Below are 15,352 nucleotides of genomic sequence, written 5' to 3'. Positions count from 1 at the left end.
AAACCGCTCATTTCCCTCATCTCAGCCGCCAAGGACTGTCATGGAAGCCATCTCCTTGGGCCTCGGCCTGCTCATCGCCGTGGTCCTGCTCATCGCCGTAGCCGTGCTGCTGATCGTCACCCGGCTCTTCCGCAAGGTGGAGCAGGGCAAGGCGCTCATCATCTCCAAGACCAAGAAGGTCGACGTGACCTTCACCGGCGCCGTCGTCCTGCCGGTGCTGCACAAGGCCGAGTCCATGGACATCTCGGTGAAGACCATCGAGATCCGCCGCACCGGGCGCGAGGGCCTGATCTGCCAGGACAACATCCGCGCCGACATCCACATCACGTTCTTCGTCCGGGTCAACAAGACCGTCGAGGACGTCATCAAGGTCGCCCAGGCCATCGGCACGGAGCGCGCCAGCGACAAGGTCGCCATCCAGGAGTTCTTCGCCGCGAAGTTCTCCGAGGCGCTCAAGACCGTCGGCAAGCAGCTGGACTTCGTCGACCTGTACACCAAGCGCGAGGAGTTCCGGGACCGGATCATCCGCGTCATCGGTACCGACCTGAACGGCTACCACCTCGACGACGCGGCGATCGACTTCCTTGAGCAGACGCCGATGGCGCAGCTCGACGGCGCCAACATCCTGGACGCGCAGGGCATCCGGAAGATCACCGAGCTGACCGCGATCGAGCACGTGCGCACCAACGAATTCCAGCGCACGGAGCAGAAGGAGATCACCCGGCAGGACGTCGACGCCCGGGAGACCATCCTGGAGCTGGAGCGCCGGCAGGCCGAGGCCGAGATCAAGCAGCGCCGCGAGGTCGAGACGCTGCGGGCCCGCGAGGAGGCCGTGACCGCCCGGGTCCAGGAAGAGGAACGCCTCGGCGCCCAGGCCGCGTTCATCAAGACCGAGGAGCAGCTGGGCATCCAGCGGGAGAACCAGGCCCGGGAGATCGCCGTCGCGCAGAAGAACCGCGAGCGGGTCATCGCCGTGGAGAACGAGCGCATCGAGAAGGACCGGATGCTGGAGGTCATCGGGCGCGAGCGCGAGACCGAGCTGAACCGCATCGCCGCGACGAAGGAGGTCGAGGCGGAGCGCCGCGAGGTCGCCGACGTCATCCGCGAGCGCATCGCGGTGGACCGTACGGTCGCCGAGCAGGAGGAGTCCATCAAGACGCTCCGGTCCGTCGAGGAGTCCGAGCGCACCCGCAAGTCGGTCATCATCGCCGCCGAGGCGGAGGCTCAGGAGCAGCTGGTCAAGGACATCAAGGCGGCCGAGGCGGCGGAGGCTGCGGCCACCCACCGCGCGGCCGAGCAGCTCACCCTCGCCGAGGCCCGGCTGAAGACCGCCGATCTCGACGCCCAGGCGAAGCTGCGGCTGGCCGAGGGCATTCAGGCGGAGTCGGCGGCGCCCGGCCTCGCGGACGTCCAGGTGCGGGACGCGGCGGCAGAGGTGATCGAGAAGACGGGGCTCGCCGAGGCCGAGGCCACGTCCGCGCGGCTCAAGGCGGAGGTCGAGGGTGCCCGCCTCAAGGCCCTCGCGGACGCGGAGGGTACGCAGGCGCAGGCGACGGCCGACGCGGCGATGATCGGCGAGAAGCTGAAGGCGGAGGCCGCGGGCCTCACGGAGAAGGCGGCCGCGATGGCGGCGCTGGACGACGCGTCGCGCGGGCACGAGGAGTACCGGCTGCGGCTGGCCGCCGAGAAGGAGATCCGGCTCGCCGGGCTGGACGTGCAGCGGCAGGTCGCCGAGTCGCAGGCGACGGTGCTGGCCACGGGTCTGGAGAACGCCGACATCGACATCGTCGGCGGCGAGTCGGTCTTCTTCGACCGGCTGGTCTCGTCCATCTCGATGGGCAAGAGCCTGGACGGCTTCGTCGCGAACTCGGACACGGCGCAGGCCCTGGCCGGTCCGTGGCTGAACGGCGAGTCCTCGTTCACGGAGGACCTGACGCGGGTGCTGTCCTCGGTGTCCACGGGTGACGTGCAGAACCTGACGGTGTCGGCGCTGCTGATGCGGATGATGGCTTCGCCGTCGGCGGGGGTCGGTGCGGACCAGGTCCGCGCGCTGCTGGATCACGCGAAGTCGCTGGGGATCGCTGATGTCCCGGTGGCCGGCCCGGCTCCGGCGGGCCTGAACGGTACGCCGGTGTCGTAGGGGTCCGTTGCCCGCACGCCCCACCCAGCGCCGTCCGTCCGCAATCCCCGGGCGGGCTGGGTGGGGCGGACTCCTCAAGCCCGTCCGGCGATTGAGGACACCGCCGCAAGCCACACCGCAAGGAGCACCCAGTGGACACCGTGACCACCCCCACCGCCGGGGACTACGACGTCCTGCGGCGCCGCCTCCGCACCCACGCCACCGAGCTGGCCGGCAGGGCCACCGCCCTCAACGCCCGCCGCACCGAGGCGTTCGGCGCCACCGGTCTCCAACTGCTCGGCAGCGAGCAGATCCGGACCGCCCGCCCCTCCGTCCCCCGAGACCTCGTCGCACTCGGCGGCGAGCTGCTGTTCGGCTTCGAGCGCGGGCCCGGCCAGCAGAGCGCACCCGCCGTCGACGACGTGCTCGCGCTGTACGCCGCCGACCTCACGCCCGGCACCGGAACCCCGCTCACGGACGCCTCGTTCGTCCGCGAATTCGACGGCCTGCACCGCTACTTCAGGGACGCCCGGCTGCTGCGGCTGCGCCGGACCGAGGGCCGCCTGCTGGCGGTCTTCCGTACCGGCGAGACCGCGAAGGACATCCGGGTCCTGCGCTGGGCGCTGAACCCGGACGGCTCCCCCGGCGCCTTCCTCGACGCGCGCGGCGAGCGCGACCACGTGTTCCCGCCGTCGCACGACTTCTCCTGGACGACCGCCGGGCGCGAGTCCCACGTCGCGGGCCGCCACCCGCACATCGCCGTCGGCTGCGAGGCCGAGCTGTACGTCGACACGCTCGGCGGCACGCTCACGGTGAAGACCGTCAACGACACGGAGACCTCGGAGGGGATCTACGAGGAGCCGGTCACCGAACCGCTCCAGTCGCTCGCGGACGCCGAGGTCGAGTACGCGGAGCTGGGCCCGCTCGTGCTGCTGCGCGTGCGCCCGTACAAGGAGGAGGCGAGGCGCCACCTCGTCTTCAACGCGCTGCTCGGGACCGTCACCCGCCTCGACGGCATCGGCCCCGCCTGTCAGCGGCTCCCGGAGGACCAGGGGATCATTTTCCCCGGCGGGTTCTACCTGACCACGGGCGAGGCCCGGACCTTCGACATCGCGCAGCCGCTCACCGACCCGGTCTTCGAGGAGGCCGTCCGCTCCCCGAACGGCGAGGACGTGCTCTACGTCTTCCGGTCCCGGCAGGACGGCCGGAGCCTGCTCCTGCCGTACAACGTGATCCGCCAGGAGGTGGCGACCCCGCTCCAGGGCAGGGGCCACGCGCTGCTCGACGACGGCACGCTGATCGTGCTGCGCGACCCGGTGGAGGGCGGCGACGGGGGCGCGGCGCGCGTCCACCCGTTGCAGCGCTGGCAGACCCCGTACGTCTCCGACACCTATGCCGCGTCCCGCCCGGCGGGCGAAGGTCCGCTGGCCCGGGTCGGCAACGCCGACCTCGTGCGCGGGATCTCCGACTGCCTGGCGCTGGCGCACGCCGCGTCCGAGACGACGCCGACGGCCGCCGTGTACGACCGGCTGGTCGCGGACTGCGTGCGGGCCGGCGACCGCTACCACTGGCTGGACGACGCCGAACTGGGCGGCCTGGCCGAGCCCCTGGGCGCGCTGCGGGAGACCGCGCGCCAGGTCGTCGCGGAGTTCGAGACGGTCCAGGAGCTGACCCGGCAGGCCGCCGACGCGCTCACCGAGACCGCCGACCGCATCACCACCCTGGTCCGCCGGGTCCGCGGCGAGGCCCCGCGCACGGCCGCCGACTGGGTCGACCGGCTCACCGAACTGCGCGGCGCGCACGGCCACCTGGCGACGCTCACCGAGATGCGGTACGCGGACACCGAGCGCATCGCGGAGCTGACCGCCGCCACCGCCGAGGACATCGACGCGGCGGGCCGCCGCGCGGTCGCCTTCCTGGCCAGGGACGACGCGTTCGCCGGCTACCACGAGGACATCGCCCGCCTCACCGAGGAGGCCGCCGGACTCGACACGGTCACCGACGCCGCCGCGCTCGGGGGCCGGCTGGCCTCCATGACGGACGGCCTGAGCACGGTCACGGACGTCGTGGCCGGTCTCGACATCGGCGACGGTGTGGTCCGTACGTCGATCCTGGAGCGCATCGCGGAGGTACTGGGCGCCGTCAACCGGGCCCGCGCCACGCTCGACGCCCGCCGGCGCGCCCTCGCGGACCACGAGGGCCGGGCCGAGTTCGCCGCCGAGTCCGCGCTGCTCGGGCAGGCCGTCACGGCCGCTCTGGCCGCCGCCGGCACCCCGGAGTCCTGCGACGAGCAGCTGGCCAGGCTGCTGCTCCAACTGGAGAACCTGGAGGCGCGGTTCGCCGAGTTCGACGACTTCCTGGCGGACCTCGGTGTGCGCCGGACCGAGGTGTACGAGGCGTTCTCGGCCCGCAGGCAGGGCCTCCAGGACGAGCTGGCCCGCCGCACCGAGCGCCTCGCGGACTCCGCCGCGCGCGTCCTGGAGACGGTCGCGCGCCGCAGCGCCGCCCTTCCGGACGCGGACGCCGTCCACACCTACTTCGCCTCCGACCCGATGGTCGCCAAGGTCCGCCGCACCGCCGAGGAGCTGCGCGCGCTCGGCGACACCGTGCGCGCGGAGGAGCTGGACGGGCAGCTGCTCGCCGCCCGCCAGGAGGCGGGCCGGGCCCTGCGCGACCGCAGCGAGCTGTACGCGGACGGCGGGTCCGTGATCCGGCTGGGGCGCCACCGGTTCGCGGTGAACACCCAGCCGTTCGAGCTGACGCTGGTGCCGCAGGACGACGGGCTCTCGTTCGCCGTGACCGGAACGGACTACCGGATGCCGGTGACCGACCCGGAGTTCGCGGCGACCCGCGCGTACTGGGACCAGACGCTGCCGTCCGAGTCCCGGGCCGTCTACCGGGGCGAGCACCTGGCCGCCCGCCTCCTCGACGAGCACGGCGCGGACCGCCTGGCCGCCCTGGACGACGACGGCCTCGCCGGGCTCGTACGGGAGTCGGCGGCGGCCGCGTACGACGAGGGCCATCAGCGCGGGGTGCACGACGAGGACGCGACCGCGATCCTGGCCGCGCTGCTGCGGCTGCACGCGGGCGCCGGGCTGCTGCGCTTCCCGCCCGCCGTCCGGGCCGCCGCCCAGCTGTTCTGGGCCCACGAGGCGGACGAGGCCCGCCGCGCCTCCTGGACGCGCCGCGCCCGCTCGCTGGCCCGCGCCCGGGAGACCTTCGGCCTGGCCCCGGCGGTCGCCGCGCTCCAGGAGGAGTGGGCGTCGGTGATCGGTGGCGAGGGCCCCCGGACCGTCGCCGCCTACCTCTTCGAGGAGCTGTCCGGCGGCCCCGAGGGCTTCGCGACGAGCGCCTCCGTGCGCGCGTTCCTGGACAAGTTCCGGCATGCCATCGGCACTTCCGCGTACGACGACGACCTCGCCGCGCTCGCGGACGACCTGTCGGCCCGCCGCCAGCTCGTGGAGGGCTGGCTCACCTCGTACGCCGAGGCGAGCGGCACCGGCATCGAACCGGGCGACCTCGCGGAGGCCGTCGCCGTGGAGCTGTGCCCGGAGCCGCTGCTCACCCGCTACGAGGCCGACGCGCCGCTCACCGAGACCGTCGACGGGCTCCTCGGCGTCCACCCCCGTATCGAGCGCGGCCGGCTCACCGTACGGATCGACGAACTCCTCTTCCGGACCGAGGAGTTCCGCGCCCGTGTCGTGCCCGGCTTCCGCGCCTACCAGCGACGGCGCACCGCCCTGGTCGCCGCCGAGCGGACCCGGCTGCGGCTTGACGACCACCGCCCCCGTGTGATGTCCGCGTTCGTGCGCAACCAGCTGCTCGACGAGGTCTACCTGCCGCTCATCGGCGACAGCCTCGCCAAGCAGCTGGGCACCGCCGACGCCGACCGCCGCACCGACTCGCAGGGCCTGCTGCTGCTCGTGTCCCCGCCCGGCTACGGCAAGACGACGCTCATGGAGTACGTCGCCGACCGGCTCGGGCTCGTCCTCGTCAAGATCAGCGGCCCCAACCTGGGCCACGACGTGACCTCGCTGGACCCGGCGCAGGCGGGCAGCGCCACCGCGCGCCAGGAGATCGAGAAGATCAACTTCGCGCTCGAGGCGGGCAACAACACGCTGCTCCACCTCGACGACATCCAGCACACCTCGCCGGAACTCCTCCAGAAGTTCATCCCTCTCTGCGACGCCACCCGCCGCATCGAGGGCGTACGGGACGGCGAACCGCGCACCTACGACCTGCGCGGCAAGCGGTTCGCGGTGTGCATGGCGGGCAACCCGTACACCGAGTCCGGCGCGCGGTTCCAGGTGCCCGACATGCTCGCCAACCGGGCCGACGTGTGGAACCTGGGCGAGGTGCTGTCCGGCCGCGAGGACGTCTTCGCGCTGAGCTTCGTCGAGAACGCGCTGACCGCCAACCCGGTCCTCGCCCCGCTCGCCGGCCGCTCCCGCGACGACCTCGCCCTGCTGCTGCGGCTCGCCGACGAGGACCCCACGGCCCGCCCGGAACAGCTCGAACACCCCTACGCGCCCGCCGAGGTGGACCGGATCACCGCCGTCCTGCGCCATCTGCTACGCGCCCGGGACACGGTGCTCGCGGTCAACGCCGCGTACATCGCCTCCGCCGCGCAGACGGACGCCACCCGCACCGAACCGCCGTTCCGGCTCCAGGGTTCGTACCGCAACATGAACCGGATCGCGGAGCGGATCGCGCCGGTGATGAACGACGCCGAGCTGTCCGCCGTGGTCGACGACCACTACGCGGGCGAGGCGCAGACGCTCACCAACGGCGCCGAGGCGGCCCTGCTGAAGCTGGCCGCCCTGCGTGGCACGCTCACGCCGGCGCGGGCCGAGCGCTGGGCGGCGCTCTGCTCGTCGTACGTCCGCAATCAGGCGCTCGGCGGTCCCGAGGGCGACCCGATGACCCGCGCGGTGGCCGCGCTCGGGCTGCTCGCGGACCGGATCGCCGCCGTGGAGACGGCGATCGGCCGCGCCGCGGACCCGCGCCACCTGCTGGCGAGACACCCCGAGGGCCGCTGACGGTATCGATCTTCCGGAAGGGAGCAAGGCATGCTGGGACACGTGTCCTCATTCCCCCAGCAACCCCAACCCTCCCCGTTCACGGGCCACATGGTCGTCTGCGGGGACGACGCGCTCGCCCAGCGGCTCGCCGTGGAGCTGCGGTACGTCTACGGGGAGCGGGTCACCCTCGTCGTACCGCCGGGCCCGGGCACGGCCGGACCGGACGAGCCGCTGAGCGGACGGGGAAGGGCAGCCGCGCTGTTCGGGCGGATGGCGTCCGCGATGAACCGCAACGGGGGCGGGCTGCCGCACGGTTCGGACGGGGACACCAACGCCGGAGTGGAGGCGGTGCGCATCCTCCAGGCGGCCGAGCCGTCCGACGAGGCGCTGGAGGAGGCGGGCATCGGCCGGGCGGCGGCGGTCGCCCTCGTCTACGACGACGACGAGCGCAACATCCGGGCCGCGCTGACCGCCCGCCGGCTCAACCCCCGTGTCCGGCTGGTGATCCGGCTCTACAACCGCAAGCTCGGCCAGCATCTGGAGACCCTGCTCGACCAGGCCGCCGCCGTCGCGTCCCCCGGGCTCGACCAGGCCGCGATCGACGCCTCCACCACGGTCCTGTCCGACGCCGACACCGCCGCGCCCGCCCTCGCGGCCACCGCGCTCGCCGGGTCGACGCGGGTGATCCGGGCGGAGGGCCTGTTCCTGCGGGCCGCCGAGCGCACCCCGCCCCGGGGCGGCCAGGTCGCGGACCCCGGGCTGTGCACGCTGGCCCTGCTGTCCTCCACCACCCACGACCCGGCCGGTGCGGAGGGCTCCGACAGCAGCGGTGCGGAGGGGCCGCAACTGCTCCCGGACCCGGCGGAGATCGCCGCCGCGGCCGGGCGCGGCGCGGTCGTCCTGGAGGCCGTCACGCAGTCCGGGCCGGCCGCCCCGAAGGTCCGGATGAGCGGCCGGAGCGCGCCGCTCAGCCAGTTCTTCTCGCGGCGGCTGCGGTGGTCGGCGCTCGGCGTCGGGCTGGCGGTCCTCGGGCTCGCGGTGGCCTCCACGATCACCACCGGCGACAACCCGCTGCACGCCACGTATCTCACCCTGCTCGACCTGTTCGCCATGGGCGACCCGGCGATCGGTGACCCCACCCCCCGCCAGATCATCCAGATCCTCTCCGGCATCGCGGGCCTGATGCTGCTGCCCCTGCTGGTGGCCGGTGTTCTGGAGGCGTTCGGCTCGCTGCGCACCGCGTCCTCGCTGCGGCGCCCGCCGCGCGGCCTGTCCGGGCACGTGGTGCTGCTCGGCCTCGGCAAGATCGGCACCCGGGTCCTGGTGCACCTGCGGGAGCTGGGCATCCCGGTGGTGTGCGTGGAGGAGGACCCGGACGCGCGGGGCATCCCCGTCGCCCGGCGGCTGCACGTGCCGGTGGTGCTCGGTGACGTCACGGACGAAGGGGTGCTGGAGGCGGCCAAGATCAGCCGCTCACGCGGGCTCCTCGCGCTGACCAGCATCGACACGACGAACCTGGAGGCCGCGCTCTACGCCCGCTCGCTCAAGCCGAACCTGCGGGTGACGGTGCGGCTCTTCGACGACGAGTTCGCCACGGCGGTCTACCGCACCCTGCGCACGGCCCACCCGCAGGCGATCACCCGCTCCCGCTCGGTCTCCCACCTGGCCGGGCCGTCCTTCGCCGTCGCGATGATGGGCCGGCAGATCCTGGGCGCGATCCCGGTCGAACGGAAGGTGCTCCTGTTCGCCGCGATCGAGGTCGCCGGGCATCCCCAGCTGGAGGGCCGTACGGTGGAACAGGCGTTCCGCGCGGGCGCGTGGCGCGTCCTGGCCCTGGACGTGGCCCCGACCGGGCCCGCCTCCACCGGCGAGGGCGCCCTCGTGTGGAACATCCACCCCGGCTACGTGCTCCGCCCGACGGACCGCGTGATCATCGCCGCGACACGACGGGGCCTCGCGGAACTGATGGGCCGCCGGGCGCTGACGCGCCGCTGAATGCCCCGGCCGCCGTCCAGCCCGTCGGCCGGGCGCCGCGTACCCGCCCCACCCGGGGCAAACCAGCCCGTCCGGCGCTTGAGGACGAACCCTCGGCGCCGGACCGGGGCACGCGTGGCCGGGAAGGAATATGCCGCCCATGCCCCCGGTTGTACGATGCGTTCACTTAGTTCAACGTTCAACAAAAAGCGCAGGAGGCGGACGCCATGCAGTTCGGGATCTTCACCGTCGGGGACGTCACCACCGACCCCACGACCGGTACGACGCCGAGCGAGCACGAGCGGATCAAGGCCACGGTCGCCATTGCGCGGAAGGCCGAGGAGGTCGGGCTCGACGTCTTCGCGACCGGTGAGCACCACAACCCGCCGTTCGTCCCCTCGTCACCGACCACCACGCTCGGTTACATCGCCGCGCAGACGAAGAACATCATCCTGTCGACCTCGACGACGCTGATCACCACCAACGACCCGGTGAAGATCGCCGAGGACTACGCGACGCTCCAGCACCTCTCGGACGGTCGCGTGGACCTGATGATGGGGCGCGGGAACACCGGCCCGGTGTACCCGTGGTTCGGCAAGGACATCCGCCAGGGCATCCCGCTCGCCATCGAGAACTACGCCCTGCTGCACAAGCTGTGGCGGGAGGACGTCGTGGACTGGGAGGGCAAGTTCCGTACGCCGCTCCAGTCGTTCACGGCCACCCCGCGCCCGCTGGACGGCGTGCCCCCGTTCGTCTGGCACGGCTCCATCCGCTCGCCGGAGATCGCCGAGCAGGCCGCGTACTACGGCGACGGCTTCTTCCACAACAACATCTTCTGGCCCATCGAGCACACGAAGAAGATGGTGCGGCTGTACCGGCAGCGGTACGCGCACTACGGCCACGGCACCGCCGAGCAGGCGATCGTCGGCCTCGGCGGCCAGGTGTTCATGCGGAAGAACTCGCAGGACGCGGTACGGGAGTTCCGTCCGTACTTCGACAACGCGCCGGTCTACGGGCACGGACCGTCGATGGAGGACTTCACGCAGCAGACGCCGCTGACCGTGGGATCGCCCCAGGAGGTCATCGAGCGGACGCTGACCTTCCGGGACGCCGTGGGCGACTACCAGCGTCAGCTGTTCCTGATGGACCACGCGGGCCTGCCGCTGAAGACGGTCCTGGAGCAGCTCGACATCCTCGGCGAGGAGGTCGTCCCCGTCCTGCGCAAGGAGTTCGCCGCCCTGCGCCCGGCCGGTGTCCCCGAGACCGCGCCGCTGCACCCCGCCCTCGCCGCCACCGTCACGAAGGAGAGCTGACCGTGTTCGCCACCGAACCCCTGAGGATCGTCGCCGTCTCGGCCGGCCTCAGCAACCCGTCCTCGACCCGGCTGCTGGCCGACCGGCTGGCCGCCGCCACCCGGGAGCAGCTGGAGGCCGCGCAGGACCGCGCGGTCGACGTCCGGGTGATCGAACTGCGCGACCTGGCCGTGGACATCGCGGGCCACCTGGTGTCCGGCTTCCCGTCGGCCGCCCTGGAGGACGCGCTCGCGGCGGTGACGGGCGCGGACGGGCTGATCGCGGTGACACCGGTGTTCACTGCCTCGTACAGCGGCCTGTTCAAGTCGTTCTTCGACCTGGTCGAGAACACCGCGCTGACCGGCAAGCCCGTGCTCGTCGCCGCGACCGGCGGCACCCCCCGGCACTCGCTGGTCCTGGAGCACGCGATGCGCCCGCTCTTCGCCTATCTGCGCGCCGTCACGCTGCCGACCTCGGTGTACGCGGCGTCGGAGGACTGGGGCGCGGCGGGCGACGCGTACGCCGACGGCCTGCCGGCCCGCATCCGGCGCGCGGGCGGGGAGCTGGCCGGGGCCGTCTCGGGCGGCCGCGCCGTCTCCGGTGCGTCACGCGCCCCCGGGCTGGACGACGAGGTGGTCCCCTTCGAGCAGCAGCTCGCCGCCCTGCGCCCGGCCTGACCGGACCGGTCGATCCGGCCGGACCAGCGGGAATCGCCGTTTCGCCCGTTTTGACTAGAGTCGTACGGGAAGACGTGACGCGAGCACGAACCGAGCACAACCGCAGAACCCAGCTGGAGGCAGAGATGGGCAGGATCGTGGTGGGCGTGGACGGCTCCGAGTCGTCGGTCAAGGCACTGCACTGGGCCGTACGCCAGGCGGAGCTGACCGGTGACACGGTGGAGGCCGTCAACAGCTGGGAGTACCCCGCCACCAGCTGGGCGTCGATGATGCCGGGCCTGCCGGAGGATTTCGACCCGCAGGCCATGGCCACGGTGTCGCTGACCGAGACGCTGGAGGAGGCGCTGGGCGCCCAGGGCGCCGCCGCCGTCTCCAAGGTCGTCGTGATCGGTAACCCGGCGCAGGCCCTGCTCGACCGGGCCGAGGGCGCGAACCTGCTGGTCGTGGGCGCGCGCGGGTACAGCGGCTTCAAGGCGACCCTGCTCGGCTCGGTCAGCCTGCACGTCACCCAGCACGCCTCGTGCCCGGTGACCGTCGTCCGCGCCTGACCCCCGGACAGCCGGGAGGGCCCCGCACCACGCGTGGTGCGGGGCCCTCCCGCGTACTCACAGCTCCACGACGTCCGCGACCGCGCAGGCCACGTTGTCCGGGGCGCCGGCCGCCTCCGCGAGGGCGATCAGCTCGCGCACGGCGGTGCCGGGCTCGTCCGCCCCGGCCAGCACCCGCGCCAGCTCACCGCCGTCGACGACCGCCGAGAGCCCGTCCGAGCAGAGCAGATAGCGGTCACCGGGCCGCGCGTCCCGGACGTCCAGATCGGGCCCGGAGCCGCTCGTCCCGTCCCCGGCCAGCACCTTCAGGAGCATCGCCCGCTGCGGGTGCGAGAACGCCTCCTCCTCCGTCAGCGAGCCGTCGTCGATCATCGACTGGACCAGGCTGTGGTCGTGCGTCATCCGGAACAGCTCGCCCCCGCGCAGCAGATACGCCCGCGAGTCCCCGATGTGCACCAGGCCGAGCTGGGAGCCCGTCCACACCATCGCCGTCAGCGTCGTGCCGGACTCCTCCGGCGCCGCGCTCGCCGCGACCGCGTCCCGTACCGCGTGCGCGGCCCGCTCCGCCGCGTCGTGCAGGCTGTTCAGCAGCTCCGCCGCCGGCACCCCGCCGGGCGCCAGCGGCTTCAGGGCCTCGATCGCCGCCGTGCTGGCCCCCGCGCCGCCCGCGCCGAACCCGTCGGCGACCGCGAGCAGCCGGGCACCGGCGTACACCGCGTCCTGGTTGGTCTCCCGCACCGCTCCCGTATCGGTGCCGGCCGCATAGCGGATTCCGAGTGTGCCCACCGATGTCATGACGTCCTCCGTCGACAGCTGGTCGATGAGGAAGGCCGCGAGATCACGGCGAGCCGCCGTCTCCGCCTCGACGCGCGCCCAGTACACCCGGATCGCGGCGGCGGCCGCGCCGGGTTCCAGCGCGATCACCTCCCTGATCCGGGCGAGCGGCATCCCGATCCGGCGGAGCCAGGCCACCAGCCGGGCCGCCCGCACCTGGGCCCGGTCGTAGTACCGGTAGCCGTTCACCGGGTCGACCAGGGCCGGCGGGAGCAGACCGAGCTCGTCGTAGCGGCGCAGCGCCTTGGCGGACAGCCGGGACAGCCGGGCGAACGCCCCGATCGTCACCAGTGCCGCGCCGGGACCCCGCCCCTGCCCGTCGTCCGTCGTCACCGCACGCCTCCTCATACCGGGCGGACTTCCCGCCCCGGCACACTCGATCCTTGGCCTTCCCCCGTGGAGAAGGTCAAGGACCGGCGACGCGCGAGGTCGGCGCGGGGCTCACTCCCGCGTATAGAAGTAGTAGTACGAGACGAGCAGTCCGCCGAGGCCGAGGATCACGCCGATCACCGAAGCGGACAGGATGCTGGCGCCGGACAGGCTGTAGAGGAAGCCGATCGAACCACCGGTCAGCACCCCGTACGCGGCGGCCCGCAGCTCGCGCGGCAGCCGGTTCTGGATCCGGCCGAGCCCGAAGCAGAGCACCGCGAGCACGGCGCCGGAGACGAGCCCGAGGGCCAGCCTGGTGCCGGTGAGCACCCCGCCGCCCCGGACGATGGCGGTCGCGTAGCAGCCCATGATCACGCCGAGCGTGACCGGGATCGCCCAGCTGAGGACCGGGCGGTGCCGGGCGGGCGTCGCATGCCTCCCGCGTGCCGGCACCGAAGCGTGTGCGGCCATGGCAGAAAGCTCCTTCCGTCGCCCCCGCTTTCCCTCCAGGGCACACCCGGTCGCGCCGCCCGGCAACTCGGATGGCCCACGGCCCGGGGCGCGCCGCCGCCATCCGGGATTCCCTTGAGGGGTGCGGACGTATTTCTCGGTGGCTCTCTCGGCGGTCCTGGTGGTGCTGCTGGCCGTCCTGGTGCCGCTGAGCGCGCTGTCCGCGTGGGTCGATCTGGAGATCGACGACACGGACCGTTACGTGTCCGCCGTCGCCCCGCTCGCCGACGACCCCGAGGTGCAGAACACCGTCGCCGACCTGATCACCGACAACGCGATGAAGCAGATCGACGTCGGGCCGCTCCAGGGCACCGTCCGCGACTTCCTGCACCAGGCGGTGCGGTCGTTCACCACCACCGAGGCCTTCCAGGACGCCTGGACCGCCGCCAACCGCACCGCCCACGAGACGGTCACCGGCGCGCTGGACGGGCAGAGCGGCGAGAGCGTCACGATCGACCTGGCACCCGTCACGGAGCAGGTGAAGCAGAACCTGGTGGACAACGGGGTGCCGTTCGCCGACCGGATCCCCGTCCAGCACACCGACATCCAGCTGGTCTCCGCCGACCGCGCGGACCAGTTGCGGCAGAGCTTCCGGTGGCTGCGCTCGGCGAGCGTGTGGCCGGCCGTCGGCACCCTGGTGTTCGCGCTGCTCGCGATCGTGCTCGCCTGGGTGTGCGGCGGACCGGGCCGCCGGTTCCGGGCCCTGGCCGCGCTTTCCGCCACCGCCGTGACCGGCGCCGGGTTCGCGCTCGGCGCGCTGGTGCTGCGCGGGGTGCTGGCGCTGGCCCGCGACCGGGTGCTGGACGAGGTCCCGGACAGCGACACCGGCGCCGCCGCGGCCGTCTACGACGCGCTGACCTCCTCGCTGCGCACCACGGTGTGGGTCGTCCTCGGCCTGGGCCTGGCCGTCGCGGTGTGCGCGGTGGCGGCCCGGATCTGGGCCCAGCGGGTGCTGCCGGCGCCGTCGGTGGCGGAAACGGCGGAGTGACGGGGGCCGCTCCCGGTGGAGCGGCACGACAGGGAGGTGTACGGATGCGAGCCATCGCCGTCGGCGCGCTGCGGGGCGACCCGGTGCTGGTCGAGCTGCCCAAGCCGGAACCCCGGCCCGGCGAGGTCCGGGTGCGCGTCGAATACGCCTCGCTCAACCCGCTGGACTGGCAGGTCCTGGACGGCTCGGCGGGGGACCTCGCCCCGGCTCCCCAGTCCTTCCCGTTCGTCGTCGGCGTCGACTACGCGGGCCGGGTAGACATGATCGGCGGCGGCGAGAACCGCTTCCGGGTGGGCGACGCGGTGTTCGGGCGGGCGGGGGTGACGGACACGTGCGGGTCGTACGGCGAGTACCTGTGCGTGCCGCAGGACTCCGCGATCACCCTCGTCCCGCGCGGGCTCGATCCCCGGGCCGCCGCCGCGCTGCCCTCCGCCGGGATGGCCGCCGCCCAGATCCTGGAGGCGGTGGAGCCGCGCGGCCACGACACCCTGCTGGTCGTCGGGGCGGCGGGCGGCGTCGGCTGCTGTCTGACCCAGCTCGCCCGCGCCCGGGACGTCCGGGTGATCGCGGCGGTGCGCGGTGACGAGCGGTCCCGGATGGGGTCGCTGGGCGCCGCCGCCACGGTCGACCTGACGGCCGGTCCGTCCGCCGACGCCCTGTCGCACGCCTGCCCGGACGGCATCGACGCGCTGGCGGACCTGGCGTCGGCGGCCCCGGACGCGTTCGCGGGACACGCGGCGGCGGTCCGGCCGGGCGGTATCGCGCTCTCCACCCGGGGCGCCGCCGCCGGGGCCCGGCTGCCCGAGGGCGTCAGGGGCGTCGACTTCCGGCTCGACCCGAGCCCGGTCCTGCTGGACGTGCTGGCGGCGGGCGCCGCGGACGGTGTCCTGCGCGTGCTCGTCGACGCCGAACTCCCGTTGGAGGAGGCCCCGCAGGCCCTGGAGCGCAACCGGGCGGGCGGTGCGCGCGGCAAGACCGTGATCGTGGTGCGCGCCCCCGGACGCTGCTGAGGCGTCCTCG

At 73.4% G+C, this 15,352-nt stretch carries 10 protein-coding genes; 8 read left to right on the top strand and 2 right to left on the bottom strand.

Annotated features, from left to right (window positions below; genetic code table 11):
• Positions 1-40 precede the first annotated feature (40 nt).
• From BLW14_RS16445 to BLW14_RS16420, 6 genes are all read left to right on the top strand, one after another.
• Positions 41-2,140: a flotillin family protein gene (locus BLW14_RS16445; RefSeq protein WP_093708022.1), complete on the top strand. Its 2,100-nt coding sequence runs from the start codon at positions 41-43 to the stop codon at positions 2,138-2,140.
• 131 nt (positions 2,141-2,271) lie between these two features.
• Entirely contained in the window at positions 2,272-7,158 is a 4,887-nt protein-coding gene (locus BLW14_RS16440) for a DNA repair ATPase (RefSeq protein ID WP_093708021.1), read from the top strand.
• 30 nt (positions 7,159-7,188) lie between these two features.
• The gene (locus BLW14_RS16435; protein ID WP_093708020.1) at positions 7,189-9,135 is read left to right on the top strand and encodes an NAD-binding protein; all 1,947 of its coding nucleotides are present in this window, start codon (positions 7,189-7,191) and stop codon (positions 9,133-9,135) included.
• A 206-nt stretch (positions 9,136-9,341) separates the two neighbouring features.
• Complete coding sequence (locus BLW14_RS16430; protein ID WP_093708019.1) at positions 9,342-10,427, top strand: LLM class flavin-dependent oxidoreductase; 1,086 nt, start codon at positions 9,342-9,344, stop codon at positions 10,425-10,427.
• A gap of 2 nt (positions 10,428-10,429) precedes the next feature.
• Positions 10,430-11,083, top strand: coding sequence for an FMN reductase (locus tag BLW14_RS16425; RefSeq protein WP_093708018.1), 654 nt, complete (start codon positions 10,430-10,432; stop codon positions 11,081-11,083).
• A gap of 125 nt (positions 11,084-11,208) precedes the next feature.
• On the top strand, positions 11,209-11,631 hold the full coding sequence (locus BLW14_RS16420; protein WP_093708017.1) for a universal stress protein: 423 nt from the start codon (positions 11,209-11,211) through the stop codon (positions 11,629-11,631).
• A gap of 57 nt (positions 11,632-11,688) precedes the next feature.
• Here BLW14_RS16420 and BLW14_RS16415 read toward each other — a convergent pair whose 3' ends face one another.
• The gene (locus BLW14_RS16415; RefSeq protein ID WP_093708016.1) at positions 11,689-12,813 is read right to left on the bottom strand and encodes a MerR family transcriptional regulator; all 1,125 of its coding nucleotides are present in this window, start codon (positions 12,811-12,813) and stop codon (positions 11,689-11,691) included.
• A 93-nt stretch (positions 12,814-12,906) separates the two neighbouring features.
• Positions 12,907-13,305 (bottom strand): hypothetical protein, encoded by a 399-nt coding sequence (locus BLW14_RS16410; protein ID WP_093708015.1) that lies wholly within the window; start codon positions 13,303-13,305, stop codon positions 12,907-12,909.
• 121 nt (positions 13,306-13,426) lie between these two features.
• Between BLW14_RS16410 and BLW14_RS16405 the strand changes: the two genes are divergently transcribed.
• Positions 13,427-14,332 carry a hypothetical protein gene (locus tag BLW14_RS16405; RefSeq protein WP_093708014.1) on the top strand — a complete coding sequence of 302 codons (906 nt, stop codon included), beginning with the start codon at positions 13,427-13,429 and terminating at the stop codon, positions 14,330-14,332.
• A 44-nt stretch (positions 14,333-14,376) separates the two neighbouring features.
• On the top strand, positions 14,377-15,342 hold the full coding sequence (locus BLW14_RS16400; RefSeq protein WP_093708013.1) for an NADP-dependent oxidoreductase: 966 nt from the start codon (positions 14,377-14,379) through the stop codon (positions 15,340-15,342).
• Positions 15,343-15,352 lie beyond the last annotated feature (10 nt).

The organism is Streptomyces sp. 2131.1 (genome assembly GCF_900105515.1).
Taxonomy (GTDB): domain Bacteria; phylum Actinomycetota; class Actinomycetes; order Streptomycetales; family Streptomycetaceae; genus Streptomyces; species Streptomyces drozdowiczii.
Note: the sequence above shows the minus strand (reverse complement) of the source record. Positions and strands in the feature narration are given on the sequence as shown.

What these genes read in the sequence shown, in the direction of transcription:
- BLW14_RS16445 (WP_093708022.1), top strand. Translation starts at nt 41, where the DNA reads ATGGAAGCCATCTCCTTGGGCCTCGGCCTGCTCATCGCCGTGGTCCTG.
- BLW14_RS16435 (WP_093708020.1), top strand. Translation starts at nt 7,189, where the DNA reads ATGCTGGGACACGTGTCCTCATTCCCCCAGCAACCCCAACCCTCCCCG.
- BLW14_RS16430 (WP_093708019.1), top strand. Translation starts at nt 9,342, where the DNA reads ATGCAGTTCGGGATCTTCACCGTCGGGGACGTCACCACCGACCCCACG.
- BLW14_RS16420 (WP_093708017.1), top strand. Translation starts at nt 11,209, where the DNA reads ATGGGCAGGATCGTGGTGGGCGTGGACGGCTCCGAGTCGTCGGTCAAG.
- BLW14_RS16415 (WP_093708016.1), bottom strand. Translation starts at nt 12,813, where the DNA reads ATGAGGAGGCGTGCGGTGACGACGGACGACGGGCAGGGGCGGGGTCCC.
- BLW14_RS16410 (WP_093708015.1), bottom strand. Translation starts at nt 13,305, where the DNA reads ATGGCCGCACACGCTTCGGTGCCGGCACGCGGGAGGCATGCGACGCCC.
- BLW14_RS16400 (WP_093708013.1), top strand. Translation starts at nt 14,377, where the DNA reads ATGCGAGCCATCGCCGTCGGCGCGCTGCGGGGCGACCCGGTGCTGGTC.